General features: G+C 63.1%; 18 protein-coding genes. 10 read left to right on the forward strand and 8 right to left on the reverse strand.

From position 1 onward, the window contains the following. Window positions 1-561, reverse strand: coding sequence for a dTDP-4-dehydrorhamnose 3,5-epimerase (gene rfbC / locus ACQKOE_RS02045; RefSeq protein ID WP_427511943.1), 561 nt, complete (start codon window positions 559-561; stop codon window positions 1-3). Between the two features lie 142 nt (window positions 562-703). Here rfbC and ACQKOE_RS02050 point away from each other — a divergent pair, with 142 nt between their 5' ends. Genes ACQKOE_RS02050 through ACQKOE_RS02060 form a run of 3 tightly spaced genes read left to right on the forward strand, consistent with a single transcriptional unit; the run spans window position 704 to window position 4,090 of the window. Beyond that, on the forward strand, window positions 704-1,981 hold the full coding sequence (locus tag ACQKOE_RS02050; RefSeq protein ID WP_427511332.1) for a sugar transferase: 1,278 nt from the start codon (window positions 704-706) through the stop codon (window positions 1,979-1,981). A 9-nt stretch (window positions 1,982-1,990) separates the two neighbouring features. Next, window positions 1,991-3,262, forward strand: coding sequence for a nucleotide sugar dehydrogenase (locus tag ACQKOE_RS02055; protein ID WP_427511333.1), 1,272 nt, complete (start codon window positions 1,991-1,993; stop codon window positions 3,260-3,262). Between the two features lie 48 nt (window positions 3,263-3,310). Then, entirely contained in the window at window positions 3,311-4,090 is a 780-nt protein-coding gene (locus ACQKOE_RS02060) for a tyrosine-protein phosphatase (RefSeq protein ID WP_427511334.1), read from the forward strand. A gap of 227 nt (window positions 4,091-4,317) precedes the next feature. Here ACQKOE_RS02060 and ACQKOE_RS02065 read toward each other — a convergent pair whose 3' ends face one another. Further along, a complete protein-coding gene (locus ACQKOE_RS02065) occupies window positions 4,318-5,187 on the reverse strand; it encodes an alpha/beta fold hydrolase (RefSeq protein WP_427511335.1) in 870 nt (289 codons plus the stop codon). 113 nt (window positions 5,188-5,300) lie between these two features. Here ACQKOE_RS02065 and trxB point away from each other — a divergent pair, with 113 nt between their 5' ends. Then, entirely contained in the window at window positions 5,301-6,254 is a 954-nt protein-coding gene (trxB, locus tag ACQKOE_RS02070; protein WP_427511336.1) for a thioredoxin-disulfide reductase, read from the forward strand. A 14-nt stretch (window positions 6,255-6,268) separates the two neighbouring features. Here the strand turns inward: trxB and ACQKOE_RS02075 are convergent, their stop codons facing one another. After that, window positions 6,269-6,532: an acyl carrier protein gene (locus ACQKOE_RS02075; RefSeq protein WP_427511337.1), complete on the reverse strand. Its 264-nt coding sequence runs from the start codon at window positions 6,530-6,532 to the stop codon at window positions 6,269-6,271. 167 nt (window positions 6,533-6,699) lie between these two features. Here ACQKOE_RS02075 and ACQKOE_RS02080 point away from each other — a divergent pair, with 167 nt between their 5' ends. Continuing rightward, window positions 6,700-8,232 (forward strand): acyl-CoA ligase (AMP-forming), exosortase A system-associated, encoded by a 1,533-nt coding sequence (locus tag ACQKOE_RS02080; RefSeq protein ID WP_427511338.1) that lies wholly within the window; start codon window positions 6,700-6,702, stop codon window positions 8,230-8,232. Next, the gene (locus ACQKOE_RS02085; RefSeq protein ID WP_427511339.1) at window positions 8,229-9,455 is read left to right on the forward strand and encodes a pyridoxal-dependent decarboxylase, exosortase A system-associated; all 1,227 of its coding nucleotides are present in this window, start codon (window positions 8,229-8,231) and stop codon (window positions 9,453-9,455) included. Before ACQKOE_RS02080 ends, ACQKOE_RS02085 begins: the two co-directional genes overlap by 4 nt. Window positions 9,456-9,947: 492 nt before the next feature. Here the strand turns inward: ACQKOE_RS02085 and ACQKOE_RS02090 are convergent, their stop codons facing one another. Continuing rightward, window positions 9,948-12,251: an EAL domain-containing protein gene (locus ACQKOE_RS02090; RefSeq protein ID WP_427511340.1), complete on the reverse strand. Its 2,304-nt coding sequence runs from the start codon at window positions 12,249-12,251 to the stop codon at window positions 9,948-9,950. A gap of 297 nt (window positions 12,252-12,548) precedes the next feature. On the opposite strand from ACQKOE_RS02090, the gene ACQKOE_RS02095 reads away from it, so the two are divergent. Next, a complete protein-coding gene (locus ACQKOE_RS02095) occupies window positions 12,549-14,666 on the forward strand; it encodes a TonB-dependent receptor (protein WP_427511341.1) in 2,118 nt (705 codons plus the stop codon). Between the two features lie 3 nt (window positions 14,667-14,669). On the opposite strand, the gene zapE is transcribed toward ACQKOE_RS02095, so the two are convergent. The 3 genes from zapE to ACQKOE_RS02110 are packed head-to-tail and all read right to left on the reverse strand — an operon-like array spanning window position 14,670 to window position 17,038. Next, the gene (gene zapE, locus ACQKOE_RS02100; protein ID WP_427511342.1) at window positions 14,670-15,785 is read right to left on the reverse strand and encodes a cell division protein ZapE; all 1,116 of its coding nucleotides are present in this window, start codon (window positions 15,783-15,785) and stop codon (window positions 14,670-14,672) included. After that, entirely contained in the window at window positions 15,782-16,243 is a 462-nt protein-coding gene (locus tag ACQKOE_RS02105) for a PaaI family thioesterase (protein WP_427511343.1), read from the reverse strand. Before ACQKOE_RS02105 ends, zapE begins: the two co-directional genes overlap by 4 nt. A 12-nt stretch (window positions 16,244-16,255) precedes the next feature. Next, window positions 16,256-17,038 (reverse strand): succinate dehydrogenase iron-sulfur subunit, encoded by a 783-nt coding sequence (locus ACQKOE_RS02110; protein WP_374588246.1) that lies wholly within the window; start codon window positions 17,036-17,038, stop codon window positions 16,256-16,258. 245 nt (window positions 17,039-17,283) lie between these two features. Between ACQKOE_RS02110 and ACQKOE_RS02115 the strand changes: the two genes are divergently transcribed. Next, the gene (locus tag ACQKOE_RS02115; RefSeq protein WP_427511344.1) at window positions 17,284-17,916 is read left to right on the forward strand and encodes a class I SAM-dependent methyltransferase; all 633 of its coding nucleotides are present in this window, start codon (window positions 17,284-17,286) and stop codon (window positions 17,914-17,916) included. A gap of 69 nt (window positions 17,917-17,985) precedes the next feature. Here ACQKOE_RS02115 and ACQKOE_RS02120 read toward each other — a convergent pair whose 3' ends face one another. After that, window positions 17,986-20,715 carry an Rne/Rng family ribonuclease gene (locus ACQKOE_RS02120; RefSeq protein WP_427511345.1) on the reverse strand — a complete coding sequence of 910 codons (2,730 nt, stop codon included), beginning with the start codon at window positions 20,713-20,715 and terminating at the stop codon, window positions 17,986-17,988. Window positions 20,716-21,212: 497 nt separating this feature from the next. Here ACQKOE_RS02120 and ACQKOE_RS02125 point away from each other — a divergent pair, with 497 nt between their 5' ends. Both ACQKOE_RS02125 and ACQKOE_RS02130 read left to right on the forward strand, forming a co-directional pair. After that, complete coding sequence (locus tag ACQKOE_RS02125) at window positions 21,213-22,034, forward strand: N-acetylmuramoyl-L-alanine amidase family protein (RefSeq protein ID WP_427511346.1); 822 nt, start codon at window positions 21,213-21,215, stop codon at window positions 22,032-22,034. Between the two features lie 47 nt (window positions 22,035-22,081). After that, on the forward strand, window positions 22,082-24,703 hold the full coding sequence (locus ACQKOE_RS02130; protein WP_427511347.1) for a penicillin-binding protein 1A: 2,622 nt from the start codon (window positions 22,082-22,084) through the stop codon (window positions 24,701-24,703). Window positions 24,704-24,739: the final 36 nt, after the last annotated feature.

Genomic DNA, 24,739 nt, shown 5'->3' on the forward strand with positions numbered 1-24,739 from the left:
TTAGTCCAGTGGGGCGAGTGGGATGCCGTCATAGGGAAAGTCCGCCGTAAACGCGCGAAGCGGCGGCAGGTTCCGATCTTTTTCGGAAAGGTGTGGCTGCGCGCCATCGAGCGGCCAGTCGACGGCGATCTGCATGTCGTCCCAGCTTACGCCCGCCTCGCATTCGGGTGCGTAGAGGTCCGAGCATTTGTAGAGCACTTCGGTTTCATCGCTGAGCGTCAGGAAGCCGTGCCCGAAACCCACCGGGACATAGAGCTGTTCGCCGCGCTCTGCGGTCAGCGTGGCGCCGACCCACTGGCCAAAGGTCGGAGAAGCGCGGCGCAGATCGACTGCAACGTCAAAAATAGCGCCGCGAATACAGCGCACTAGCTTTGCCTGGGCATGCGGCGGGGTTTGGCAATGCAACCCGCGCAGGGTTCCGCGCGTTAGCGACCTGCTGTGATTGTCCTGAACGAATTCGTCCGTGATGCCCAGATCATGAAAAACTGCGCGGTTGTAAGTCTCGCTGAACCATCCGCGCGCATCGCTGAAACGTCTCGGCCGAATTAGTTGAGGGGTCATGTTGGCTCCGGGCAATCAATAATGAAAAGATTTGAGGGAATTGCAGAATGGCCGCGTCGTTGTGGATCGAACTTCCACAAAACTACTGCGCAGACCTGGGGCGAATAATTGTCAGTCGGAAGCAATCGGTGGGTAGATCGTAATGCCACCGAAGAAACTTCGGCTGCAGCGCACGTCCCCCGTGCTCAATCCGCTGTTCCAGCTGGGAGTGGCGGCACTTGCCTGTGTCATCTGGCCCTTCCTCCTCACCGCGCGGTTCTTGCCTGCGGGTGTGAATGATTACGTGGCACAGAACACACTGGTGGCCTGTCTGGTTGCATTGGTGCTGGGATTTATGTTGCACCGCTCGCTCAGCAACCTGCCGGGCACTTTCGAAAGCTATGGGATTCTACCCGGTTATCTGACCTCGTTCGGGCTGGTCTTGGTCACTATCCTGCTGTTCCGGGTGGAGTACACCCGCAGCTTGCTGGTCATGAGCTTTCTGGCCTGCATCGTCTGGTTTTTCGCCGTCTACCTGATGGTACAGCGCCGGACCTTGCTGCGGCTGGGGGTCATTCCGGGAGGCAGGCTGCCGCGCTTTGACGAGTTGACCGGGGTTACCAGCCGTTTCCTGACCGCCCAGTCCGCCTTGGACGACATCGACGCGGTGACGGCTGACTTCCGGCACGAACACAGCGATGCCTGGGAAGCGCGGATTGCGGATTACACGCTGTCCGGAATTCCGGTCTACCACTCCAAGGACCTCTATGAATCCCTGACCGGCCGGGCCGAGCTTGAGAACCTGTCCGAGAACAATTTCGGCGCGCTGGGTCCGGCCAATTCGTGGATGCTCCCCAAGCAGGTGATCGACTGGCTGGCCGCGCTGATCATTGGCCCGCTGGTCCTGCCCATCTGCCTGGTCGCGGCAGTGGCGATCCGGCTGGACGGGCCGGGACCGATCCTGTTCCGACAGAGCCGCATGGGATACCGGGGCAAGGAGTTCACGGTCTTCAAGTTCCGCACCATGCGGGTCTGTACGCCGAGCGGCGGCAAGGGCTCCGTCGACGATCTGATCACGCGGCCGCAGGACAACCGGATCACCCGCATCGGCAAGTTCCTGCGCTTCACCCGCATCGATGAACTGCCGCAGCTGATCAACATCCTGCGCGGCGAAATGAGCCTGATCGGACCGCGCCCAGAGGCGACCGGACTGTCCGATTGGTACCAGTCCGAAGTACCCTTCTATCGCTATCGTCACATCGTGAAGCCCGGAATTACAGGATGGGCCCAAGTAAATCAGGGCCACGTTGCCGGTGTCGACGACATCAAGATGAAGCTTCAGTTCGACTTCTATTACATCCGTAACTTCTCAATATGGCTCGATATTCTGATCGTCATGAAAACTATCAAGACGATGCTCACCGGATACGGTCACAAGTAGGATAACTTCATGACAGAAACGAACCCGCGTATTGCCGTGATCGGGCTGGGCTATGTCGGCTTGCCGCTGACCCTCGCGCTGGCCCGCCAGTTCGAGACCTGGGGGATCGACGTTGACCAGAGCCGCATCGCCCAGCTTCGCGAAGGCCATGACCGGACCGGAGAGATAGACGGCCCGGTCTTGCGGGAAAGCCCGATCAGCCTGCTCGACCGGCTGGAGGACTGCCCGCCGTGCGATTTCTACATCGTCACCGTGCCCACCCCGATCGACGCCGAGAACCGGCCCGACCTTGGCCTGGTGGTAAAGGCCAGCCGCGCCGTGGGTGCCGTACTGCGCCCGGCAGTTGAGGAGGGGCGCCGGCCGGTCGTGGTCTATGAAAGCACGGTCTATCCCGGTGTGACCGAAGAGATCTGCGCCCCGGTTCTGGAGGAAGTGTCCGGCCTGAAATCCGGCGTCGACTTCTTCCTGGCCTACAGCCCGGAACGGATCAATCCGGGCGACCGCGAGCATACGGTGGACAAGATCACCAAGGTCGTTTCCGGCCAGACTCCCGAAGTGCTGGAACGCGTCTCGGCGGTCTATGGCGCGATCACTTCGGGCGGAGTGTTCAAGGCCAGTTCGATCAAAGTGGCCGAAGCGGCCAAGGTAATCGAGAATGCCCAGCGGGACATCAACATCGCCTTCATGAACGAGATTGCGCAGATTTTCTCACGCATCGGGATTTCGACCTGGGACGTCTTGGCGGCTGCGGGGACGAAGTGGAACTTCCTGCCGTTTACGCCCGGACTGGTCGGCGGGCACTGCATCGGGATCGACCCTTATTACCTGGCTCACCGCGCGCGCGATCTGGGGATCGATCCCAACGTGATTACCGCCGGGCGCGGGATCAACGATTCGATGGCAAGCTGGGTTGCGCAGGAACTCCATTCGGCGCGGGGCGGCAGGGTCGGTTCGGTCCTGGTCCTGGGCCTGACCTTCAAGGAAAACATCCCGGACCTGCGCAACAGCAAGGTCGCGGACCTGGCCATGGCCTTGGGGCAATTGGGGCACCAGGTGATCGTCCACGACCCGATGGCCGATCCGGGCGAAGCAGAACATGAATACGGCATCAGCCTGGCCGAGGCGCTGCCGCAGGGCCCGTTCGATCTGGTCCTGCTGGCCGTGCCGCACCGCACCTACCTGGACCTGGGAGAGCAAGCGCTGCGGGGGTTGCTGGCTCCGGGCGGGTCGCTCGCCGATCTGAAGGGAGTGCTGGAGGGCAGGGCGGACTGGTCGCTCTGATCGTCAAACCCGTTGCACTCTGCAACCCGACCTGCCAAGCCATGCGCCATGGTTGATTCCCGCGTTCTGAAGCTCGATGGCGTCCACAATTTCCGCGACTATGGCGGCTATGACACAGCGGACGGCGCTGCGGTAAAGCGCGGTTTGCTGTGGCGTTCGGCCCAGCACGGCGATGCCAGCGACGCGGATCTGGACGCGATCCACGCGCTGGGCGTGACCACGGTGATAGACTTGCGCGGTCCGTCCGAGCGGACTGCCAAGCCGTGCCGCCGGCATGAAGACTTTGCCGCCGAAGTGCTGGCGCACCCGGACGAGACTGCCGGACTTGCTCTGCATACCGAAGCTGCTGACGGGGTCGTGACAGCAGATGAAGCCCGCGCGGCCATGATCCGCCTGTATGATGGCATCGCGTTCCGGCCCAACCTGGTGCCGATGCTGCGGGCCTATTTCGACGTGCTGGAAAGGGCGTCAGTCCCCAGCCTGGTCCACTGCGTTGCGGGCAAGGACCGCACCGGCTGGGCTGTCGCCATGGCCCAGCATGCGCTGGGCATTCCGCGCGATGCGATCATGGAGGATTACCTGCTGACCAACACGGCGGGGAACATCGAAGCGCGCATCGCTGCCGGGGCCACGCAGATCCGGGAAAAGCATGGCGCCATTTCGGATGATACGATCCGCGCCTTGATGGGCGTCGATGCGGACTACCTCAACGCCGCCTTCCGCGCGGCGGAAGAGCGCCACGGCGACCTGGACCGCTATCTGGAAGAGGTACTGGGGGTCGACGCGCCGCGCCGCGAGGCACTGCGGGCGCATTACCTGGAGGGGTAAGAGATTCGGCGCTCCATGAATTGGTGAAGGCCATCAAAAACCGTTCGTGGTGAGGAGGCACCGAAACCGGAGGTTGAGGGCCGTCTCGAACCACAGCGCTGCTACGCGATCCTTCGAGACGCCGGATCAGCCTGCGGCTTCACCGGCTCCTCAGGACGAACGGGGGTAATGTCACCTGTCGTTATCCGCGCAGAGCTTCGTTTTGCTCGCAATGACCAGCTGAGATATCAGAGAAACGCCTTGATCTCGCCCATGAAGCGGTCGAACTGGTCGTGGTGGAGCCAGTGGCCGGCGTTTTCGAATTCGATCACGCGCGCATCGCGGAAGTTCTTCATGCGGCCGTCCAGTTCCGGATTCGATGCCCATGAATTCTCGCCATAGAGCAGCAGCATCGGGCAGGTGATTGCCCGCCACAGCTCCTCGGTCAATTCCTGCGGGGTATCCTCGAACGGCCAGACGTTCAGATAGGGATCGAACTTCCAGCTCCAGGTGCCGTCCTCATTGCGGCTGGCGCCGTGGATGGTGAGGTGACGGGCCTGCTCGTCGGTCAGGAAGGCGTTTTCCTCCTTCATGCGGGCATAGGCGGCCTCGATCGTCGGATAACGGCGCGGGATGCGGCCCGCAGCGGCACGGCGCTTTTCGATCCAGCCCCGGAAGCGGTTGGCATAGCCTGCCGCTTCGCGCTCTGCCCGGGTCTTGGGCGAGGGGCCAAGCCCTTCGATATTGACGAACTTGCGGACTTTCTCGGGATAAAGCCCGGTAAAGCGCGTCGCCACGTTGCCGCCCAGCGAATGGGCCACGATCGTCACCTGGTCATGTCCCAGCGTGTGGACCAACTGGGCAAAGTCATAGACGAAGGCATTGATCTCGTAATTGCCGTCCGGCGCCCAGGCGCTGTCGCCATGGCCGCGCAGGTCGGGCGCGATGACATGCCAGTCCTTGGCCAATTCCTCGGCCACCCAGTCCCAGCTGCGGCAATGGTCGCGCCCGCCATGCTGAAGGATCAGCGGCGGGGCATCGGGATTGCCCCAGTCGACATAGTGGAGGCGCAGGCGCTGCGAGATGAAGCTGTTGGCGGTCGGTCCGTGCGGTGTCATGCAAACTGCTTTGCTATGAAGGGGCACCTGCGTCAATCCGGGGGAAATCGCTTTCGAATCCTCTGGCAATGGCGCGGCGCGGTCCTTATCTGCACGGCCAAACGGAGGGATTCATGACCACCCACACCACGCGTATGCTCATCATCGGTTCCGGACCGGCCGGACTTTCCGCCGCCATCTATGGCGCCCGCGCCGGAATGCAGCCGATCGTGGTGCAGGGCCTTCAGCCCGGCGGGCAGCTGACTATCACCACCGACGTCGAGAATTATCCCGGCTTTCGCGACGTGATCCAGGGGCCGTGGCTGATGCAGGAAATGCAGGCCCAGGCCGAACACGTCGGCACCCGGATGCTGTGGGACACGATTGTCGAAGTGGACCTGTCCGGCCCGCCGTTCCGCGCGATTGGCGATGGCGGGGACGTTTACGAAGGCGAAACGCTGGTGATCGCCACGGGTGCACAGGCCAAGTGGCTGGGCGTTCCCGGGGAGCAGGAGCTTTCGGCCAAGGGCGTTTCCGCCTGCGCCACTTGCGACGGGTTCTTCTATCGCGGCAAAAAGGTCGTGGTGATCGGCGGGGGCAATACCGCCGTGGAAGAGGCGCTGTACCTCACCAACCACTCGCAGGACGTAACCCTGATCCACCGCCGCGATTCGCTCCGCGCGGAAAAGATTTTGCAGGATCGCCTGATGGCCCATCCCAACATCAAGGTGCTGTGGAACAAGGCTGTCGACCACTTTGTCGGCGGCGAAAAGGGCCTGACCGGCGTTGCCTTGAAGGATACGGTCACCGGCGAGAGCAGTCTGGAGCCGACGGACGGAGCCTTCGTTGCGATCGGCCACGCCCCGGCGACCGAACTGTTCAAGGGCAAGCTGGAGCTGGACTCTGCGGGTTACATCGTGGTCCAGCCGGGAACGCCCAAGACCGCGATCCCGGGCGTTTTTGCCTGCGGCGACGTGATGGATCACACCTATCGCCAGGCCGTGACGGCGGCGGGCACCGGCTGCATGGCCGCGCTGGACGCCGAACGCTTCGTGGCCGAGCGGGAATTCGCGGCCAGCCAAGGCTGAGCAGGGAACGCGCCTTAAGCGGCTTCCTGCTTGGCAACGGCGAATTTCAGCAGGCTGCCGTAGGTTTCGAAAATCTCGCCATCGATTTCGTCTTCGTCGATGGTGATGCCCAGCCGGTCTTCCATTTCGGTGAGAAGGCCGGCAACGGCCATGGAATCAAGCTCCGGCAATTCCCCGAACAGGCCCGTATCAGCGGTAAAGCCATCGACCTGTCCGGGCTTGAGGCCCAGAACCTCTTCCAGGATCTGCCGCAGTTTCAGGTCGGTTTCGGGTCGCATGGGAATCCATTCGTGGTTTCGAGCGGGCTCTAGCCGGGCGGCAACACTTTCCGCAAGTGCGAGATGGCCCTTTGGCAAGATCGCTGCGCGCGATTGCCGTGAAACTCTCGGCTTGGACTTCGCCGGGATCATCGCCATAGACGCGGCGGAGCAGTTTTATGGGAGCCATGACAGCCGTGTCCGTGGATGCGCAAACCGATATCCGGCCGCTCGATCATCTCGCCCTGCGGGGTGCGGATGATGACGTGGCCCTGGTGCTGCGCGGAGAAGTGCTGACCTACCGGGACTTGCGGGACAAGGTGGCGGCGCTGGCCGGGTGGCTGGCAGCTTCATTGCCATCGTCGGGCGCGCGGGTCGCAACCTGGGCGGCCAAGGACGCGCTGACCTGCCTGATGCCGCTCGCTGCCGCGCGGGCCGGGCTGGTCCACGTCCCGATCAATCCCTTGCTCAAGCGCAGCCAGGTCGCGCATATCCTCGCCGACAGCGGCGCGGCTCTGCTGATCGGCACGCCCAGCCGCCTCGCCAGCCTGGAACCCGGTGATGTTCCGGCTGCTTGCCGGGCAATGGGCGAAGCCGAAGTCCTGGCCGCGCTGGAACAGGCCGAGCGACTTGGCCCCAGTGAAGCCGATCCGGACAGCCTGGCAGCGATCCTTTACACCAGCGGATCGACGGGCAAGCCCAAGGGGGTCATGCTTAGCCACGCCAACATGTGGCTCGGGGCGCAGAGCGTGGCGACCTATCTGGGCCTGGCGGCGGACGATGTGACCCTGGCGGTCCTCCCGCTTTCGTTCGATTATGGCCAGAACCAGCTGCTTTCAACCTGGTACGCCGGGGGCAGGGTGGTCCCGCTGGACTACCTCACCCCGCGCGACGTGGTGAAGGCGGTGGGCAAGCACGGCGTCACGACACTGGCCGCCGTGCCGCCGCTATGGGTCCAGGTCGCGGAGCTGGATTGGCCAAGCGAAACCGCAGCCAGCCTGCGCCGCCTGACCAATTCCGGGGGAGCGCTGACTGTGGATCTGGTCCGGCGGCTGCGCGGATTGTTCCCGCAGGCGCGGCTCTTCGCCATGTACGGCCTGACCGAGGCGTTTCGTTCCACCTATCTTGATCCCGCCTTGATCGACAGCCATCCCACTTCGATGGGCAAAGCCATTCCCCATGCCGAAATTCTGGTCATCGCCGATGATGGCGCGGTTGCAGCCGATGGCGAAGAAGGCGAACTGGTCCATTGCGGGCCGCTCGTTGCTCATGGTTACTGGCAGGATGCAGAGCGAACCGCGGAGAGGTTCAAGCCCGCTCCCGCGCAGTCGCGCTATGGCGGAAAGGCAGTCTGGTCGGGTGACCGGGTGCGCCGCGACGGGGACGGGCTGCTCTATTTCGTCGGGCGGCGTGATGCGATGATCAAATGCGCAGGAAACCGCATCAGCCCGCAGGAAATCGAGGACGCAGCACTGGCCAGCGGCCTGGTTGCCGAGGCGGTGGCCCTGGGCTTGCCGGACGAGCGCCTCGGCCAGGCCGTGCATCTGGTGGTGCGGGGGCGTCAGGGAAGTTCAAGTCATGCTGAAGAACTCGCTCATTTCCTGCTGAAAGAACTGCCAAACTTCATGCAGCCGAAACAGATTTACTGGCGCGATGCCATGCCGATCTCGCCCAATGGCAAGATCGACCGGACGGGCCTTGCTCAGGAGTTGCAGGCGTGAAACCTCTCGGTCCGATCCCTGCGGGTTACGCTGCGATTGATGGGGAACTCGTCATTGGCGGTCGCAAGGCCTCTGATCTGGTGGCGCAGGCCGGACGCACTCCGCTGTTCGTCTATTCCGCTGACCTCTTGCGGCAGCGTGCGGCTGCGTTGCGCGCTGCCATGCCAGAGCAGCTTTCTTTACATTTTGCAGTCAAAGCAAATCCCTATGCGCCGGTACTTCAGGTCATGTCTGAACTCGTCGACGGGTTCGACATTGCCTCTGCCGGGGAACTGACCCTGGTTCGCGCGGCGGGGATCGATCCGGCGCTGATAAGCTTTGCCGGTCCGGGCAAGCGGGACGACGAACTGGAAGCGGCCGTTGCCGCCGGAGTCACACTTAACCTGGAATCTGAAGGTGAGGCTGAGCGCGCCCTGGCCATTGCCGCACGCCTGGAAACCAAACCCCGGCTCGCCATCCGGGTGAATCCGGACTTCGACCTGAAAGGGTCAGGCATGAAAATGGGCGGCGGGGCCAAGCAGTTCGGCGTCGATGCTGAGCGTGTGCCGGCGCTGGTGCGCAAGGTTGTCGAAGCGGGTGCGGAATGGCGGGGCTTTCACATCTTCGCGGGCAGCCAGGCGCTGGATGCCGAGGCGATTATTGAAACCCAAGCGCAAACCCTGAAACTGGCTGCGCGCCTGGCCGAGGAAAGCGGCGTGCCGCTACCGTGCTGCAATCTGGGCGGGGGTTTCGGCATTCCCTATTTCCCGGGCGACAAGCCGCTGGACATCCAGGCGATTGGCAGCGCGTTGAAGGAGCAATTGGCGCACCTGCCCGAAGTCCTGTCAGGCACCCGGTTCTGCATTGAGCTTGGCCGCTACCTGGTGGGCGAGGCCGGGGTCTACTTGACCCGCATCGTCGACCGGAAAGTCAGCCACGGCGAAGTTTTCCTGATCGTCGATGGAGGATTGCACCACCAGTTGGCCGCTTCCGGCAACTTCGGCACCGTCGTGCGGCGCAACTACCCGGTCGCCATCGCCAACCGCTTCGATTGCCCGGTGGAGGAAGAAGCAAGCGTCGTGGGCTGCCTGTGCACCCCGCTGGATCGCCTGGCCGACAAGGCAGGCTTTCCCCATGCGGGAGTGGGCGACCTGGTCGCCGTGTTCTGCGCCGGGGCCTATGGCGCTACGGCCAGTCCGGCGCAGTTCCTGGGGCACGGACCAGCTGCGGAAATGCTGGTTTAGCGCTCCACGCCGCTTTGTTGATTGTGAGATAAGGCTGCCCGCTGGTGCGGGGCAGAGCGGCACTTTGCGCCGACTGCAGCTTTCGGGTTTGCCCAAATGAGAACGGCCCCGACTTTCGCCGGGGCCGCTTCGAAACTCGTAACGTCGCTTACTTACGACCGAAGAAGCGCTCGAAATAATCGTACATGCCCATTGTAAGTCTCCTGCACTCCACAGCGGGCCCCTAGGGCCATCTGCTGACCCTTAAAATAACCAATTGTTTACCAAAAGCAATAACCAAAAATTAACCATAATTAGCTGCAAGGGCTGGAAAAATGTCGGAATTCAGCCACTTCGGAAACTTGGTGCAAGAGGGGGATGCGCGGCGCGCATGTGCCGGACAAGCCGGAGATGGATAAAAATATCTAGGGCAAAGAGGTGATTCGCGACGCCGCGGCAGAGCGTTAGCTGTTAGGAATCAGCCCTCTGTAGCCAGCATTTTGGATCTTTCGATCAGGCTGCCTTGGGCTGGGTATCCGTATCGAGCAGTGCTTCGAGGCCGTCGAGAGCCATCGGCTTGGCAAGATAATAGCCCTGCGCCATGTCGCAGCCGATGGCGCGCAGCATTTCGAGCGTCTCGGGATCTTCAATCCCTTCGGCAATGACCCGGCGACCCAGGCCATGGGCCAGTTCGATCGTCGATTCGACCAGCAGCATGTCGCTGGCGTTCGATACCAGCCCGCCCACGAAGCGACGGTCGATCTTGATCTCCTGACAGGGGACCGAGCGGAGATATTCCAGGGTCGCGTTGCCGGTGCCGTAATCGTCGATCGAAAGGTCTATGCCGATGGCCGAAATGCCACTGAGGTTGGTTGCAACGATGTTGTGCTCGCTGAAGGGAGCCGACTCCGTAACTTCAAGAGTGAGGTTGGCGGCGGGGAAGCCGGTTGCAATCAGTACCTGCGCGATGTGGGCAGGAAGCTGTGGTTGCTCCAGCAGGCTGGCCGACATGTTCACGCTGAGGCGGAAGTCTGGATTCGTGGCCAGCAGCGGGCGTACCGAGCGGGCGGCCTGTTCCAGCACGTAGAAGGTCAAGCGCTTGATACGGTTATGCGATTCGGCGGGCAGGACAAATGCCTCGGGCGAAATGGCCCCGCGTGTCGGATGCTGCCACCGGACGAGCGCTTCGGCACCGGTGATCTGGTCGGTCCGCAGATCAAACTGGGGTTGATAGGCAATCCAGATGTCGCCCGCGTCAATGGCCGCGTCGAGCTCGCTCATCAGCGAAAGCTCCCAGGCTGCGTCTTCATCGCTGGCGGTGGAATTGAACTGAACCAACTGGTGCTTTGCCGCTGCATTGTCGGCCGCGAGGAGGGCGCGGCCAATGCGGTTCCCGACATTGCGGGCCAGGTCGATGTCCACGCCGAAAGCGACGTGAATGTCCACCTTGCGTCCACGAAGTTCGAAATGACTCTCGATCAGGCGGGCAAGGCCGGCAAGGTGATCGTGCAGTTCATCCGTCGAAAGCGTCGGACCGAGCCAGTAAAGCACGTCTTCTGCCTGATAGAAGGTATTGTCCGAACTGGGCAGCGAAAGCCTGCGGGCCAGTTCCTTTATCAGTTCGTCTTCAACCGAGGCTTCGAAGCTTGAACAGACAGCTGCATAGTTTCGAATGCGCATTGCGATGATCGGCCGGACCTCTGCCATCGGCTCCTGGCGCAAGGCCGACAGATTGGGCAATTGAGAACCGGCGTTCTTCAGACGGGCTTCGGTGATCTCCCGCAGAGTAGCGGAGCGATAGGCGACGATGCCGAACATGAGGAATGCCGAAAGGTAGTCAGCAGAGATCAGGTATTTGTCCAGGACGAATGGCACCACGAGTCCGAGTGCGACTCCCAGCAGGAGGATCGCGTTGGCCGCGCGGCGCGATCGCGAACGCAACAGGGCGATTGAGAACAATGCGGCCACCAGCATCGGCGGCACCCAGCCTGCCTTGATGGGATGTCCTTCCTTCAGCGTTTGCGCCCCGACTGCGTGGACATAGACGCCCGGAAACCAGCCCTGGCCGTAAACCTGCACAAAGTCGAAGCTTTGCTCAGTCGTCACACCGACAAGCAAGTCCTTCCCGCGAAGCCGTTCGGCGGGGACCTTTCCCTGTAGAATGTCGATCAGGCTGATCGTGGGGACCGACTTGACCTGGATCGTCCAGTCCGGGCGGTAGCGCTCTCCAACTTCTCCGGTGCGGCCAGCTATGTCAGCCGAAACCGACGGGACACGCTGGCCGCCGAAGCTGTCGGCGAAGACGAGTTCCGCGGACAGCGAAAACGGCGTTGCTGCGCCGTTGAGCGAGCGAATGGTCGTACCCTGGAACATGGGCAGGGGCAGGATCGCCTCGCGCTCGCCGGATTGCTGGTTGCGGAAATACATTGCGCCGCTGAAGACCCGGCCCTGGTGCCGGTTCAGCGCCTTGGCGAAAAGTTCGTCGCCTTCCGCATCTTGCGGTTTTGAGAATGCCTCGTCGAAATAAATCCGCTTGGCACCGGCAGCAAAGACGCGATCCAGCAGATCCGCGTTGAAGCGGCGCGAATAGGTGTCGTTGCCGAGCGCCTTCGCTGTCTTATCGTCGATTGCGACGACGATAACTGACTGATCAGCCGGGCGCGCCCGCATCTGATTGCGCATTCCGCGCCACAGGTCTTCCAGCGGAAGCGGCATCTGGATTACGCCCATGATCGAGCAAATCAGCAGTGCCCAGGCGAAGATTCGGGTCCTCGTGACCGGTTTTTTCAGGCGATTCTTGCGGAAGGGCCAGATCATTTGCCGCGCTCCCCATGTGATTCGCGGATCGCTCTGCTTTCATTGTAAAACAGCGACTTGGCCGCCGCGGGGGTGGCCAACTGGAATGATCTCGCGGGGCGCTTTCGTGGCCACATAGGACCTTGCTAGGGGCAAAATGGTAATTTTTCGTTAGCCCTAATATCTCTTTATACGGAGGCTATGCGGGAATGCCGCGGATTTCCGACAGCTGTCGCACGCTTTCCTGTAATGAGATATTGTAACAATCCAGCCGGTGAGCTAGGAGGCGGGCACTCCCAAATACCCGATGGATTCAAAATGAACCTTTCCTTTGCCCGTTCCGTTTCGCTGATTTCCATTCTGGCCGCAGGCGCCTTTCCTATGGCCGCCCATGCCAGCGGCGAAGCGGATCAGGTTGATTACCATGCCAGCCATAATGACGAGATCGTGGTCACCGCGCTGCGCGGGGCGAGCCGAGTCGATACGATTTCGGGCGTGGCCATCGTCAATGCCGAACAGCTGGTTGCAAATCTGCGCCCCAGCCTGGGCGACAGCCTGACCCATACCCCCGGCGTTTCGGCAACCTCGTTCGGTCCGAGCGCCTCGCGCCCGGTGCTGCGCGGCTTGCAGGGGGAGCGGGTGAAGCTCCTGTCCAACGGGATTGGTTCGATCGACGTGTCGAACACTTCGGTTGACCACGCTCCGGTCGTCAATCCGCTGCTCGCACAGCGGGTGGAAGTGCTGCGCGGTCCGCAGTCGCTTCTCTATGGTTCCTCGGCGAGCGGCGGAGTGGTGAACGTGATCGACCGGCGCATCCCCAACGCTGTCCCCGACGAGCCGGTGCACCTGTCCGCGATGGGCGGATATGGCAGCGCCGCGAACGAGCGCATGGCGGCCATGGCGGCGGAAGTGCCGCTGGGCGGAAACTGGGTCGGCCACGTCAATGGTTCGTGGCTCAAGACGGATGACCTGCGGATCGGCGGTCACGCCCTGACCCCGGCCTTGCGTGCGAAGGCTCTGGAGACCAGCCTGCTTCCGCCCGAAGAAGGCGCGGAGGAGATCGACTTTGCCGCCAATGCCGCGCTCAAGGGGGAGCTGCCCAACACCGCCAGCCGCACCTGGACGGCCGGGGCAGGGGTGGCCTACGTCACCGATCAGGGCAATATCGGCATTGCCTATGGCCGCTATGACAGTCTGTACGGGGTGCCGGTGCGCTTCGCGACAGAGCAGGGCCAGGGACAGGAATCTCCGCGCATCAAGCTGCGGCAGGACCGGATCGACGCCCGCGCTGAACTGGTTCCTAATGGCGACCTGATCGAAAAGCTGGCCTTCCGCTTTGCCTTTGGTGACTACGTTCACTCCGAGATCGAGCCGGACGGCGCGATTGGCACCACTTTCTCCAGCAAGGGCATGGAGGGCCGCTTGGAAGTGGTCCAGGCGGACCGGGACGGATGGAAGGGCGTCAGCGGCACGCAGTTCGTCACGCGCGATTTCAACGTGGTGGGTGAGGAGGCTTTCCTGCCCCGGAACAGCACTGAACAGGTCGGCCTGTTCACGCTGCAACAACTGGAAAGCGGCCCGCTCCTGGTCGAAGGCGGCCTGCGGTATGAGTACACTCGCCAGGTTTCAAAGCCCGATGCGTCGCACCCGGAATTCTTCAGCGGGACGCGCACGTTCAACACTTTCTCGGCAGCATTGGGCGGTGCCTTGACCGTGGCACCGGGCGTGAAGCTGGCGCTCAACGGTTCGCACACCGAACGCGCCCCTTCTGCCGAGGAACTGTTCGCCAATGGCCCCCATGCCGGCACTTCGTCGTTCGAAGTCGGCAATCCCGATCTGGAAACGGAACGGGTCTGGGCGGTCGAGGGCATTGTCCGCGCCAACCTCTCCGGTATCCGCTTTGAAGCCTCGGTGTTCCACAACTGGTACACCAACTTCGTCTATGAAGACCGCACCGGGAATATCGAGGACGGGCTGCCCGAATACCAGATCCGCCAGGCCAATGCCCGGCTCTACGGGTTCGAAGCGGAACTCGACGCGACCTTGGCGAAGCTTGGCGCCTGGACAGTCAAGAGCAATGCGCTGGTCGACTATGTCCACTCGAACATTGATGGCGTCGGTCCAGCGCCGCGTATTCCGCCGCTGCGCGTGCTGGGCGGTCTCTCTGCGGAATCGGCAAAGTTCGACCTGGGCGCAGAGGTAGAACATGTCTTCGCCCAGAATCGCGTAGCAGCGTTCGAAACGACGACGCCCGCCTATACCATGGTCAATCTGTCGGCGACCTGGCGGCCCATGGGTGAGGACGGCCCGCTCAGCCTGGTCCTGTCCGCAAACAATCTGTTCGATGTGGAGGCTCGGCGCCATGCCTCGTACCTCAAGGACTATGCGCCGCTGGCAGGCCGCGACATCCGCATCACGGCGCGGCTTGAAATCTAGGGCCTATTCCTCGCCGTGACCGGCGGCGAGGTAGTCCTCGCTTTGCATTTCCATGAGGCGGCTGACGGTGCGTTCAAATTCGAACGCGCCGTCGCCTGCTGTATAGAGCTTTTCCGGCTCCGCCGCTGCCGTGGCGAACAGCTTCACCTTGTTTTCGTAGAGCGCGTCAATCAGCGTGACGAAGCGCGCGGCTTCGTTGCGGTTTTCCGGTCCCATGCGCGGAATGCCGACCAGGATCACCGTGTGATAGGTTTGCGCGATGGCCAGGTAATCGCTGGCCCCGCGCGCTTCCTCGCACAGGCGCTTGAAGCTGAATACGGCCACCCCCTTCAGGCTTTTCGGAACGTGCAGGAAGCGTCCGCCGCCCAGGTCCAGATCGGCCGAGGGAACGTGGGCGCTGTCCTCGGGCGGATAGTCCGTCAGGCGAAAGAACGCCTCGCGCACCTGGGCCGTTGCCGCATCGCCCAGCGGCGTATGCCAGGTGTCGATCCCGGCCAGACGCTCCAGCCGGTAATCGTGCGGGCCGTTGAGAGCCAGCACGTCCAGCTCGCGTTCGATAAGGGCGATGAACGGCAAGAAATGCTCGCGGTTGAGCCCGTCCTTGTAAAGCTGTGACGGCGCGCGGTTGCTGGTGGTAACGATCACCAGTCCGTGATCGACGATCAGCGCTGTGAACAGGCGGCTCATGATCATGGCATCGGCGGAATTGTTGACGACCATCTCGTCGAACGCGAGCACCCGCAACCCGCTGGCAATGGCGGCGGCAACCGGTGGGATCGGATCGCCGCTTTCGCTCTTGCGGGCTTCGCGCAGGCGGGCATGGACTTCCAGCATGAAGGCGTGAAAGTGGACGCGGCGCTTTTCCGGGATGGCCAGGCACTGGTGGAACAGGTCCATCAGCATGGACTTGCCCCGGCCGACGCCGCCCCACAGGTAAAGCCCGCGCGGCGTGCTGGCCTTCTTGCCGAACAGCTTGCCCAGCAAGCCGGAGGAGGGCGGCGCAGCTTCCAGTTCGGCCTGGAGCCGGTTCAGCCGCTCTGCCGCACCGCGTTGTTCGGTATCGGCGCGCAGTTCGCCCGCTGCCACCAGCTCTTCATAGCGGTCGATGACGCGGGTCATCGCGGGGCAGTGGGCTTGCGGATCGTGCCAGAGAATGCGGCGACCAGATGACCTTCGCCTTGTTCCACGACGCCCCGCAGGAACACCAGGCGGCGCGTTTCCCTCAGCAGTTCGGTCACCGCGTCGCAGGGAACGCCGGGCTTGCCCGCGCCGATGAACTGGACGTTGAGGTCAAGCGTGACCGCCGTGCCAGCCTCGATAATGCCCAGCATCCGCGAGCAGGCGAACAGGGCAATGTCGACCAGCGCCATGACCGTGCCGCCGTGGATATTGTTGCCAAGGTTGGTGTGGCGGTGTTCGGGGAACATCCGGAGCCGCGCCTTTCCATCGGGATCGGCGCGAACCAGCAGCTTGGGGAACATCCAGCTGTTGAACCGGGTCGGATCATTCAGCTGCCAGGTGTGCCAACCCGGATTTTCCGGGTCCGGCACACTGGTAAAACCGCGGTCGTCACTCATCGGCTGAATGCCTTATACGTGACGTTCTGCCTGCATCTTCTTGATTTCGGCGATGGCACGTGCGGGCGAGAGGCCCTTGGGGCACACGTTGGCGCAGTTCATGATGGTGTGGCAGCGATAGAGACGGAACGGATCTTCCAGTTCGTCCAGACGCTCGCCGGTCATTTCGTCACGGCTGTCAGCCAGCCAGCGATAGGCCTGAAGCAGGATCGCCGGACCCAGGAACTTGTCCGAATTCCACCAGTAGCTGGGGCACGAGGTGGAGCAGCAGGCGCACAGGATGCACTCATACAGACCGTCCAGCTTCTCGCGCTGTTCGGGGCTTTGCAGGCGCTCCTTGCCCGACGGGGTGGTGGAAACAGTCTGCAGCCAGGGCCGGATCGAAGCATACTGCGCATAGAAATGGGTGAAATCGGGGACGAGGTCCTTGATCACTTCCATCGCCGGCAGCGGGGTGATGCGGATTTCGCCCGACAGGTCTTCGATCGCGGTGGTGCAGGCCAGGCCGTTGCGGCCGTTCATGTTCATCGCGCAGGAACCGCAGATCCCTTCACGGCACGAACGGCGGAAAGTCAGGGTCGGGTCCATTTCCGACTTGATCTTGATCAGGGCGTCCAGGACCATCGGGCCGCAATTGTCGAGATCGATGTCGAACACGTCGTAGTGCGGGTTTTCGCCGCTGTCCGGGTCATAGCGATAGACGGTGAACTTCTTCACGCGCGTCGCGCCCTCGGCACGGTGGTGAGTGCCTTGACGGCTGATCTTGCTGTTCGCAGGAAGAGTGAAGTTTGCCATGACTGTCCCTGTATCCATGCGGGCGGCGTGCCACGCTTTGGACCCCTCTCTAGCGATTGATCACGCCGGGGCAAGCCGTCCTAAAAGGAAATTTGATCGAAAAGCGCAATGCGCCATGGCGGTGCCAGGGCTGGTCCGGTGTCCGCTTCGGGACGCAGGAAATCAAGAATGTGTGCAGATGCCGCTTTCCCTTGCGATCCCCTGTGGCATCATGCGGGGGACAATGACGCGCGAAGGGGAGAGAGATGGGCCTAGCGAACTGGTATGAAGAACACGTCGTCCCGCGCCTGATCAAGTGCGCCTGTTCAAGTCCCGCCATCATGCACCTGCGGGAAAAGGTCGTGCCCCTGGCCAGCGGCGCGGTGTTCGAGATCGGTTGCGGCGGCGGAATCAACCAGCAGCTTTACGATACCAGCCGGATCACCAGCTATGCGGGGCTCGATCCTTCGACGAAGGGACTGGAATTCGCCCGCGCTGAGGCGGCCAAGCGGGGCTGGCAGGCGGATATGCGCCAGGGTTTTGGCGAGGACATTCCCTTTGCCAGCGATTCCTTCGATACGGTCGTTTGCACTTTCACGCTCTGTTCGGTGGGAAGCCAGGCGCAGACCCTGCGCGAGCTGCGGCGCATCCTGAAGCCCGGCGGGCGCTTGCTCTACGCCGAACATGGCCGCGCCCCGGACCAGCACGTGCGCACGTGGCAAGGGCGGATCGAGCCGGTGTGGAAGCGCATGGCTGGCGGGTGCCACCTGACCCGTCCGGTGACCAGCGCGATTGCTGAGGGCGGGTTCGACACCCACGAAGCGGGTGAGCGTTATGCTCCCAAGACCCCGCGCTGGGCGGGCTGGATGGAGTGGGGCGAAGCGATCAAGACTGGCTGAACCGTTGGACAGGATACGAAAAAGGCGGCGAGGGTGACTCGCCGCCTTTTTGTTCGCTCGCAGTCGAGCTTATTCGCCGAAAGTGCGCTGCCACCAGCCCCGGCGGGGAGGCCCGGACTGTTCCGGTTCAGCCGGTGCGGCGGCTTCCGGTTCTGCCTCGGCCACAGGTGCCGGTGCTTCCGGTTCGGCAGCGGGTTCAGCCGCTGCGGCCTTCTTGCGGGTGCGCTTGGGCTTGGCCGGGGCTGCTTCGGCTGCGGGTGCAGCTTCTTCTGCCGCGGGAGCTTCTGCGGTCACTGCCGCTTCGTCGGCGACCTTCTTCTTGCGGGTGCGCTTCGGCTTGGCCGGTGCTTCTTCCGCTACTGGAGCAGGCTCGGCCGCTTCGGCAGATTCGGCTTCGACCGGGGCCGCTTCAGCAGGCGCTGCTTCAGCATCGGCCTTTTTCTTGCGAGTGCGCTTCGGCTTGGCCGGAGCTTCTGCGGCTGCTTCGGCAACTTCGGTCTGGGCCACTTCGGCAGGAGCGGCAGGCTCACCCTCTGCTTCAGAGGCTGCCTCGCCTTCGTCCGAAGTGCCTTCGGTTTCGGCGCTGCCTTCACCTTCACCGCGGCCCCGACCGCCACGCCGACGGCGACCACGGCGGCGCTTCTTGCGCGGCGCTTCGCCATCTTCGTCTTCGCTGCCTTCACGGCGCTCGGCCTGTTCGCCTTCTTCGCGCTCGTCTGCCTCGTCGGAGACTTCGCCTTCTTCGCGGGGTGCGCGTTCGTCGTCGCGGCCACGACCGCCACGGCGGCGGCGCTTGCGGCGGCGCTTGCCACGGCCTTCGCCATCGTCGCCGCGCTCTTCGGCTTCGTTTTCGAACTCATCCTCTTCCTCGATCACATCGTCGTCATCTTCCTCGATGACGATCGGATCGAAGCGGGGGGTGAATTCGGGGCGCGGACCGGACGAGGCGACGCGCATCTTGGCGCCTTCGTTCTCACCTTCCGGCAGCACTTCGACGCGGACGCCATAGCGCTCCTCGATCTCGCCCAGGTCAGCGCGCTTGGCGTTGAGCAGGTAAACCGCCGCTTCGGTGCTGGCATAGAGCGAGATGATCGAGCCCTTGCCCTTGGCGGCTTCGTCCTCGATCAGGCGCAGGGCGGAAAGGCCGGCGCTGGACGCGGTGCGGACCAGGCCGGTGCCATCGCAGTGCGGGCACGAACGGGTGGTCGCTTCCAGAACGCCGGTGCGCAGGCGCTGGCGGCTCATTTCCATCAGGCCGAACGACGAAATGCGGCCCACCTGGATGCGCGCGCGGTCGTTCTTCAACGCATCCTTCATCGCCTTTTCGACTTTGCGGATGTTGGAGTTGTACTCCATGTCGATGAAGTCGATCACGACCAGCCCGGCCATGTCGCGCAGGCGCAGCTGGCGGGCGATTTCGCGCGCCGCTTCAAGGTTGGTGTTGAGCGCAGTCGCCTCGATCCCGTGTTCCTTGGTCGAACGGCCCGAGTTGATGTCGATCGAAACCAGGGCTTCGGTCGGGTTGATGACGATATAGCCGCCGCTCTTCAGCTGGACGACCGGATCGTACATCGCGGTAAGCTGGTCTTCCGCGCCATAGCGCTGGAACAGCGGCACCGGATCGGAATAGGCCTTCACCCGCTTGGCATGGCTGGGCATCAGCAGCTTCATGAAATCGCGCGCGGCGCGGTAGCCCGCTTCGCCTTCGACCACGACGTCTTCGATGTCGCGGTTGTAGATGTCACGGATGGCGCGCTTGATCAGGTCGCTGTCCGAATGGATCAGGGCCGGGGCCGTGCTCTTCAGCGTCGTTTCGCGAATGCCGTCCCAGAGGCGAGCGAGGTAGTCAAAGTCGCGCTTGATTTCGGTCTTGGTGCGCTGAAGGCCGGCGGTGCGGACGATGCAGCCCATCGACTTGGGCAGGTCCATTTCGGCAATGATGGTCTTCAGGCGCTTGCGATCGGCAGCCGAGCTGATCTTGCGGCTGATCCCGCCGCCATGGCTGGAATTGGGCATCAGCACGCAATAGCGGCCCGCCAGGCTGAGATAGGTGGTCAGCGCCGCGCCCTTGTTGCCGCGCTCTTCCTTGACGACCTGGACCAGCAGCACCTGGCGGCGCTGGATCACGTCCTGGATCTTGTAGCGGCGACGCAGCGCCATGCGCTTGGCGCGCAGTTCGTCGGCTTCCTTGGCGTGGCCGCGATTGCCACCCTGGCGGCGACGGCCCCGGCCACGGCGGCGCGGCTCTTCGCCTTCGCTTTCGCTGTCGCCTTCGCCCGATTCCTCGCCATCGTGATCAAAGCCGTTTTCGACGTGGCCGTCCTCGATGGTGGCGACTTCGTCCTTCTCGGCAGTGTCGACTTCGGTCACTCCGCCGAAATCATCGTCGTCGTGGTGATGGTCGTGCGTGGTTCCGGCCATGTCGTCGGCCAGGGCCTCGCCCAGTTCGTCGTCGCCAACGAAGTCTTCCTCACCCTCGGCAATGGCGCGCAGGGCGGCTTCTTCTTCGGCATGAGCCGCTTCTTCAGCCAGCAGGGCTTCGCGGTCTTCCTTCGGGATCTGGTAATAGTCCGGATGGATTTCGCTGAACGCTAGGAAGCCGTGGCGATTGCCGCCAAAATCCACGAAAGCCGCCTGCAGCGACGGTTCGACGCGGGTAACCTTGGCTAGGTAGATATTGCCCTTGATCTGCTTGTGTTCGGCAGATTCAAAGTCGAATTCTTCAATCCGATTGCCCTTCAGCACCGCCACCCGGGTTTCTTCCTGGTGGCGCGCATCGATTAGCATGCGCATGGTCATTATAAATACTCCGTGCGCGCCCTGTGCAGACCGGCCCCGCTAGGGCGGTCGAAATGCTGGCGCGACTGTTGGCGGAAACTCCGCGCGCAGCCGGAATTTCCCGGAAAAAGCGCGCGGACCTATCGAATGAGCCGGTGCCACGATGGGTTCCGGCGGCGATGAGCGTGTCTGCTGAAACGAGAATGTACGGCGATTCGGTACGCACTGTGCCGATTACTTGCGCTGCCGCATGCCCTGGGGCATTCGGCACGGAGGCAAGTGAAGGGCTTCTCATTACGGCATCAACCTGTCTGATCCGGCAGATCTGCGCCGGATTCTCCCCCCGGAAGTCTGGATGGACAGTGCCGATCCGGTTCCGGTTGGACATTGCCTAGCATCGGTTTGTCTTATCGGCAAGGCGATTGCGCCAATGCGGCAGGTTGATTAAGTGCCTGACCATGCGTCGCATCGTGCTTTTCACGGCCATTATTTTGCTGCCTTTTGCAGTCTTGGCCGTGATGGTCCTGACTGGTCGGACAGGCGGGCTGCGCGGCGGCGGACAGGACTATGTCGTTTCGGTCAAGCTTGAGCGCGGGCAGAGCATGGTCAGCTTGCCCCAGATCCAGGGACCGCAGGATCCGACCCGCCCGCTGGTCGTGATCGACCCTGGCCATGGCGGTCGCGATCCCGGGGCAGGCAGTGGACCAACCAAGGAAAAGCAGCTGACCCTCGCTATTGCCCTGGCCCTGCGCGACGATCTTCTGCGCAGCGGCGGGGTGCGCGTCGCCCTGACCCGCAGCGACGACCGCTTCCTCGCCCTAGGTGAGCGCAGCGCGATTGCGCGGAAGATGGGCGCCGATCTATTCATTTCGATCCACGCCGACAGTACCGAGGTGGAGGCAGGAGCGGTTGGCGCTTCGGTCTATACCCTGTCGGCCAAGGGTAGCAGCGAAGTGGCCGAGCGGATGGCCGCGCGGGAAAACGCGGTGGACCTGATCGGCGGTGTGCCGATCCGCCAGCAGGACGATACCGTCAGCGCGATCCTGGTCGACCTGTCGCAGCGCAAGACCCAGGGACAGTCTGAAGAGTTTGCCCGCCTGATCCTGCGCGAGGCGCGAGGGAAGGTGCCGTTCAAGGACAGCACCTTCCAGTCTGCCGCTTTCGCCGTGCTGAAATCGCCGGAACTGCCCTCGGTCCTGCTGGAGAGCGGATACATCAACCATCCCTCCGATCTGGCGCGGCTGACGTCGCGGGAAGGGCAGCTTGCCCTGGCCGAAGTGGTCGGACAGGCGATCCGGGTGTTCTTTGCCCGGAACAATCAGACTGTCGCGGCGCTGTAGGTTGGCGCTGGCATTGGTCCGATTTACCGTGCTAGAGCGCCCCATCCATGGCTGACGACGACGCTCCAGAATCCGTCCACCTGCGCATCCGGCGTGAAGCGCGCGGTCTATTTTCCGGCCTGCGCGCGCGGTTTGCTGCTGCCTGGGCCGTGGTCTGGGCAAGCTCGTCTGAATTGCTGGGCAAACTGCGCGAAAGCCGCCTTGGCCAGTGGCATCAACGCCGCTGGCATGAAAGCAAGCGCTTTCGCCTCGCCAACTACACCCTGGGCGGAGGCGTGCTGGCCTTTGCCTTGCTGTGGATCGCGATTGGCTGGAACCTGCCTTCGGCTGACCGCCTGCTGACCTATCAGCCGCGCCTTCCGACTATCGTGCGCGGCGTGAATGGCGAGATTGTCTATGCCTATGCGCGCGAACGGCGGGTGCAATTGCGCTACGTCGATTTCCCGCAACCGCTGATCAATGCCTATCTCTCGGCAGAGGACCGCACGTTCTTTTCGCACGGCGGGGTGGATTTCGGCGGCCTGGCCGGGGCCGTGGTGGACTATGTTGCCAAGATGGGTTCGGGAGAACGGGCCAAGGGCGGTTCGACCATTACCCAGCAGGTCGCGAAGAACATCCTGATCGGCAACGAGTACTCCGTCACCCGGAAGCTCAAGGAAATGGTCCTGGCGCGGCGCATCGAAGGGGTGCTGACCAAGCAGCAGATCCTGGAGCTTTATCTCAACGAGATTCCGCTCGGGCGGCAAAGCTTTGGGGTCGAGGCTGCGGCCCAGGCCTATTTCGGCAAGAGCGTGGGCGACCTGACTCTGGCGGAAAACGCCTTCCTGGCCGCCTTGCCGCGCGGCCCGGAAATCTATGGCCGGGAAAAGTATGCCGCCCGCGCGATTGAGCGGCGCAACTGGGTGATCGACCAGATGGTCCGCAACGGCTTTGCCAGCGCAGCCGAAGCTGCCCAGGCCAAGGCGCAGCCGCTGGGCATCGTGCCGCGCCGTTCCGCAGTCTATGATCCCTCGACCGGCTATTTCGTCGAGGAAGTGCGCCGCAACCTGATCGACAAATATGGCGAAAATGCCGAGGCTGGGCCGAACAGCGTCTATGATGGCGGGCTGTGGGTGCGCACCTCGCTCGATCCGCAGATCCAGAAGGCCACCCAGGATGCCTTGCGCGCCGGGCTGCTGCGCTATTCCGGCGGGCGCGCCTTTTCCAAGCCGATCGAGCATGTGAAGCTTGATCCCGACAAGTGGCAGACCCAGCTGATCGCCCAGGGCAAGTCGATCAGCTATCAGGACTGGCGCATCGCCATCGTGATCGAGCGCAGCGGTGCGCGCGCGACGGTGGGCTTCGCCGATGGCAAGAAGGGCCCCCTAATCAGCGCACCGGATGCCCTGCGCGAAGGGGACATCATCGCCGTTGCTCCGGCCGGCAATGCCTGGGCCTTGCGGGTCGTGCCCGAAGTGTCGGGCGGGATGCTGATGCAGGAGGCGTTCTCGGGCCGGGTGCTGGCCATGCAGGGCGGTTTCGATGCCGGACTGGGCAGCTTCAACCGCGCCACCCAGGCGCTGCGCCAGCCGGGTTCCACGATCAAGCCGTTCGTCTATGGCACCGGCCTCGATTACGGGATGAGCCCGGCCAGCCAGGTCGTCGATGGCAGCTTCTGCGTCTATCAGGGCGCGGCTTTGGGGCAGAAGTGCTTCCGCAATTTCGACATGCGCGGGGCGGGCGGCACCCACACCATGCGCTGGGGGCTTGAGCAATCGCGCAACCTGATGACGATCCGGATCGCCAACGATACGGGCATGGACAACGTGGTGCGGACGATCGACCGGGTGGGTATCGGCAAGTACGATCCCTATTTGTCCTTCGCACTGGGGGCAGGCGACACGACCGTGCTCAAGATGGTCAATGCCTTCTCGTCGCTGGCCAACAACGGGGTCCAGTATCCGCCGACGCTGATCGACTATATCCAGGACCGCAATGGCAAGGTGATCTGGAAGGCGGACAACCGCCGCTGCGACAGCTGCAACATGGCGGAGTGGGATGGCAAGCCGATGCCCCGTCTGGCTCCGCGCGGCAAGGAAGTGATGGACCCGCGCACCGCCTATCAGGTGGTGCACATGCTGGAAGGCGTGGTCACGCGCGGAACGGCCACGACCCTGCGCGAACTGGGCCTGCCCCTGTTCGGCAAGACCGGCACGACGACCGGCCCGACCAACGTCTGGTTCATCGGCGGCAACCAGGAAATCGTCGGCGGCGTCTACCTTGGCTTTGACCAGCCGCGTTCGCTGGGTGGCAATGCGCAGGGCGGTTCGACTGCGGCGCCTATCTTCAAGCAGGTCGTCCAGGCTACCAAGCCGCGCTGGAGCACCCGGCCCTTCGTTGCGCCCAAGGGCGTCTACATGGTCCGGATCGACCGGGTCAGCGGCAAGCGCGTGCTCGACGGAATGCCCAGCAACGATCCCAAGTCCTCGATCATCTGGGAGGCTTTCAAGGCCGAGTCCGAAGCCCGCACTGGCCCCAGCGCGGACGACGCAGCCAAGCAGCGCGATGCCCTGATTGCCGCGATCCGCCGGGGCGCGTCGCGCGGCGCGGATACGGCGGTAGAAGCGCCGGTGGCCGAACAGGCTCCCCCCGCTGCTGCCGGACCGGGACCCGCGATACGCGTCCCATAGGACAGGGTGGACAGGGCCGCGACCTGGGCGCAAAAT

Source organism: Novosphingobium sp. NPDC080210 (assembly GCF_050281025.1).
In the GTDB taxonomy this organism is placed as follows: Bacteria; Pseudomonadota; Alphaproteobacteria; order Sphingomonadales; family Sphingomonadaceae; genus Novosphingobium.

Bases quoted from the DNA above. Each gene is read 5' to 3' on its own strand.
- rfbC (WP_427511943.1), bottom strand. From the start codon at position 561: ATGACCCCTCAACTAATTCGGCCGAGACGTTTCAGCGATGCGCGCGGA.
- ACQKOE_RS02050 (WP_427511332.1), top strand. From the start codon at position 704: ATGCCACCGAAGAAACTTCGGCTGCAGCGCACGTCCCCCGTGCTCAAT.
- ACQKOE_RS02055 (WP_427511333.1), top strand. From the start codon at position 1,991: ATGACAGAAACGAACCCGCGTATTGCCGTGATCGGGCTGGGCTATGTC.
- ACQKOE_RS02060 (WP_427511334.1), top strand. From the start codon at position 3,311: ATGGTTGATTCCCGCGTTCTGAAGCTCGATGGCGTCCACAATTTCCGC.
- ACQKOE_RS02065 (WP_427511335.1), bottom strand. From the start codon at position 5,187: ATGACACCGCACGGACCGACCGCCAACAGCTTCATCTCGCAGCGCCTG.
- trxB (WP_427511336.1), top strand. From the start codon at position 5,301: ATGACCACCCACACCACGCGTATGCTCATCATCGGTTCCGGACCGGCC.
- ACQKOE_RS02075 (WP_427511337.1), bottom strand. From the start codon at position 6,532: ATGCGACCCGAAACCGACCTGAAACTGCGGCAGATCCTGGAAGAGGTT.
- ACQKOE_RS02080 (WP_427511338.1), top strand. From the start codon at position 6,700: ATGACAGCCGTGTCCGTGGATGCGCAAACCGATATCCGGCCGCTCGAT.
- ACQKOE_RS02090 (WP_427511340.1), bottom strand. From the start codon at position 12,251: ATGATCTGGCCCTTCCGCAAGAATCGCCTGAAAAAACCGGTCACGAGG.
- ACQKOE_RS02095 (WP_427511341.1), top strand. From the start codon at position 12,549: ATGAACCTTTCCTTTGCCCGTTCCGTTTCGCTGATTTCCATTCTGGCC.
- zapE (WP_427511342.1), bottom strand. From the start codon at position 15,785: ATGACCCGCGTCATCGACCGCTATGAAGAGCTGGTGGCAGCGGGCGAA.
- ACQKOE_RS02105 (WP_427511343.1), bottom strand. From the start codon at position 16,243: ATGAGTGACGACCGCGGTTTTACCAGTGTGCCGGACCCGGAAAATCCG.
- ACQKOE_RS02110 (WP_374588246.1), bottom strand. From the start codon at position 17,038: ATGGCAAACTTCACTCTTCCTGCGAACAGCAAGATCAGCCGTCAAGGC.
- ACQKOE_RS02115 (WP_427511344.1), top strand. From the start codon at position 17,284: ATGGGCCTAGCGAACTGGTATGAAGAACACGTCGTCCCGCGCCTGATC.
- ACQKOE_RS02120 (WP_427511345.1), bottom strand. From the start codon at position 20,715: ATGACCATGCGCATGCTAATCGATGCGCGCCACCAGGAAGAAACCCGG.
- ACQKOE_RS02125 (WP_427511346.1), top strand. From the start codon at position 21,213: ATGGTCCTGACTGGTCGGACAGGCGGGCTGCGCGGCGGCGGACAGGAC.
- ACQKOE_RS02130 (WP_427511347.1), top strand. From the start codon at position 22,082: ATGGCTGACGACGACGCTCCAGAATCCGTCCACCTGCGCATCCGGCGT.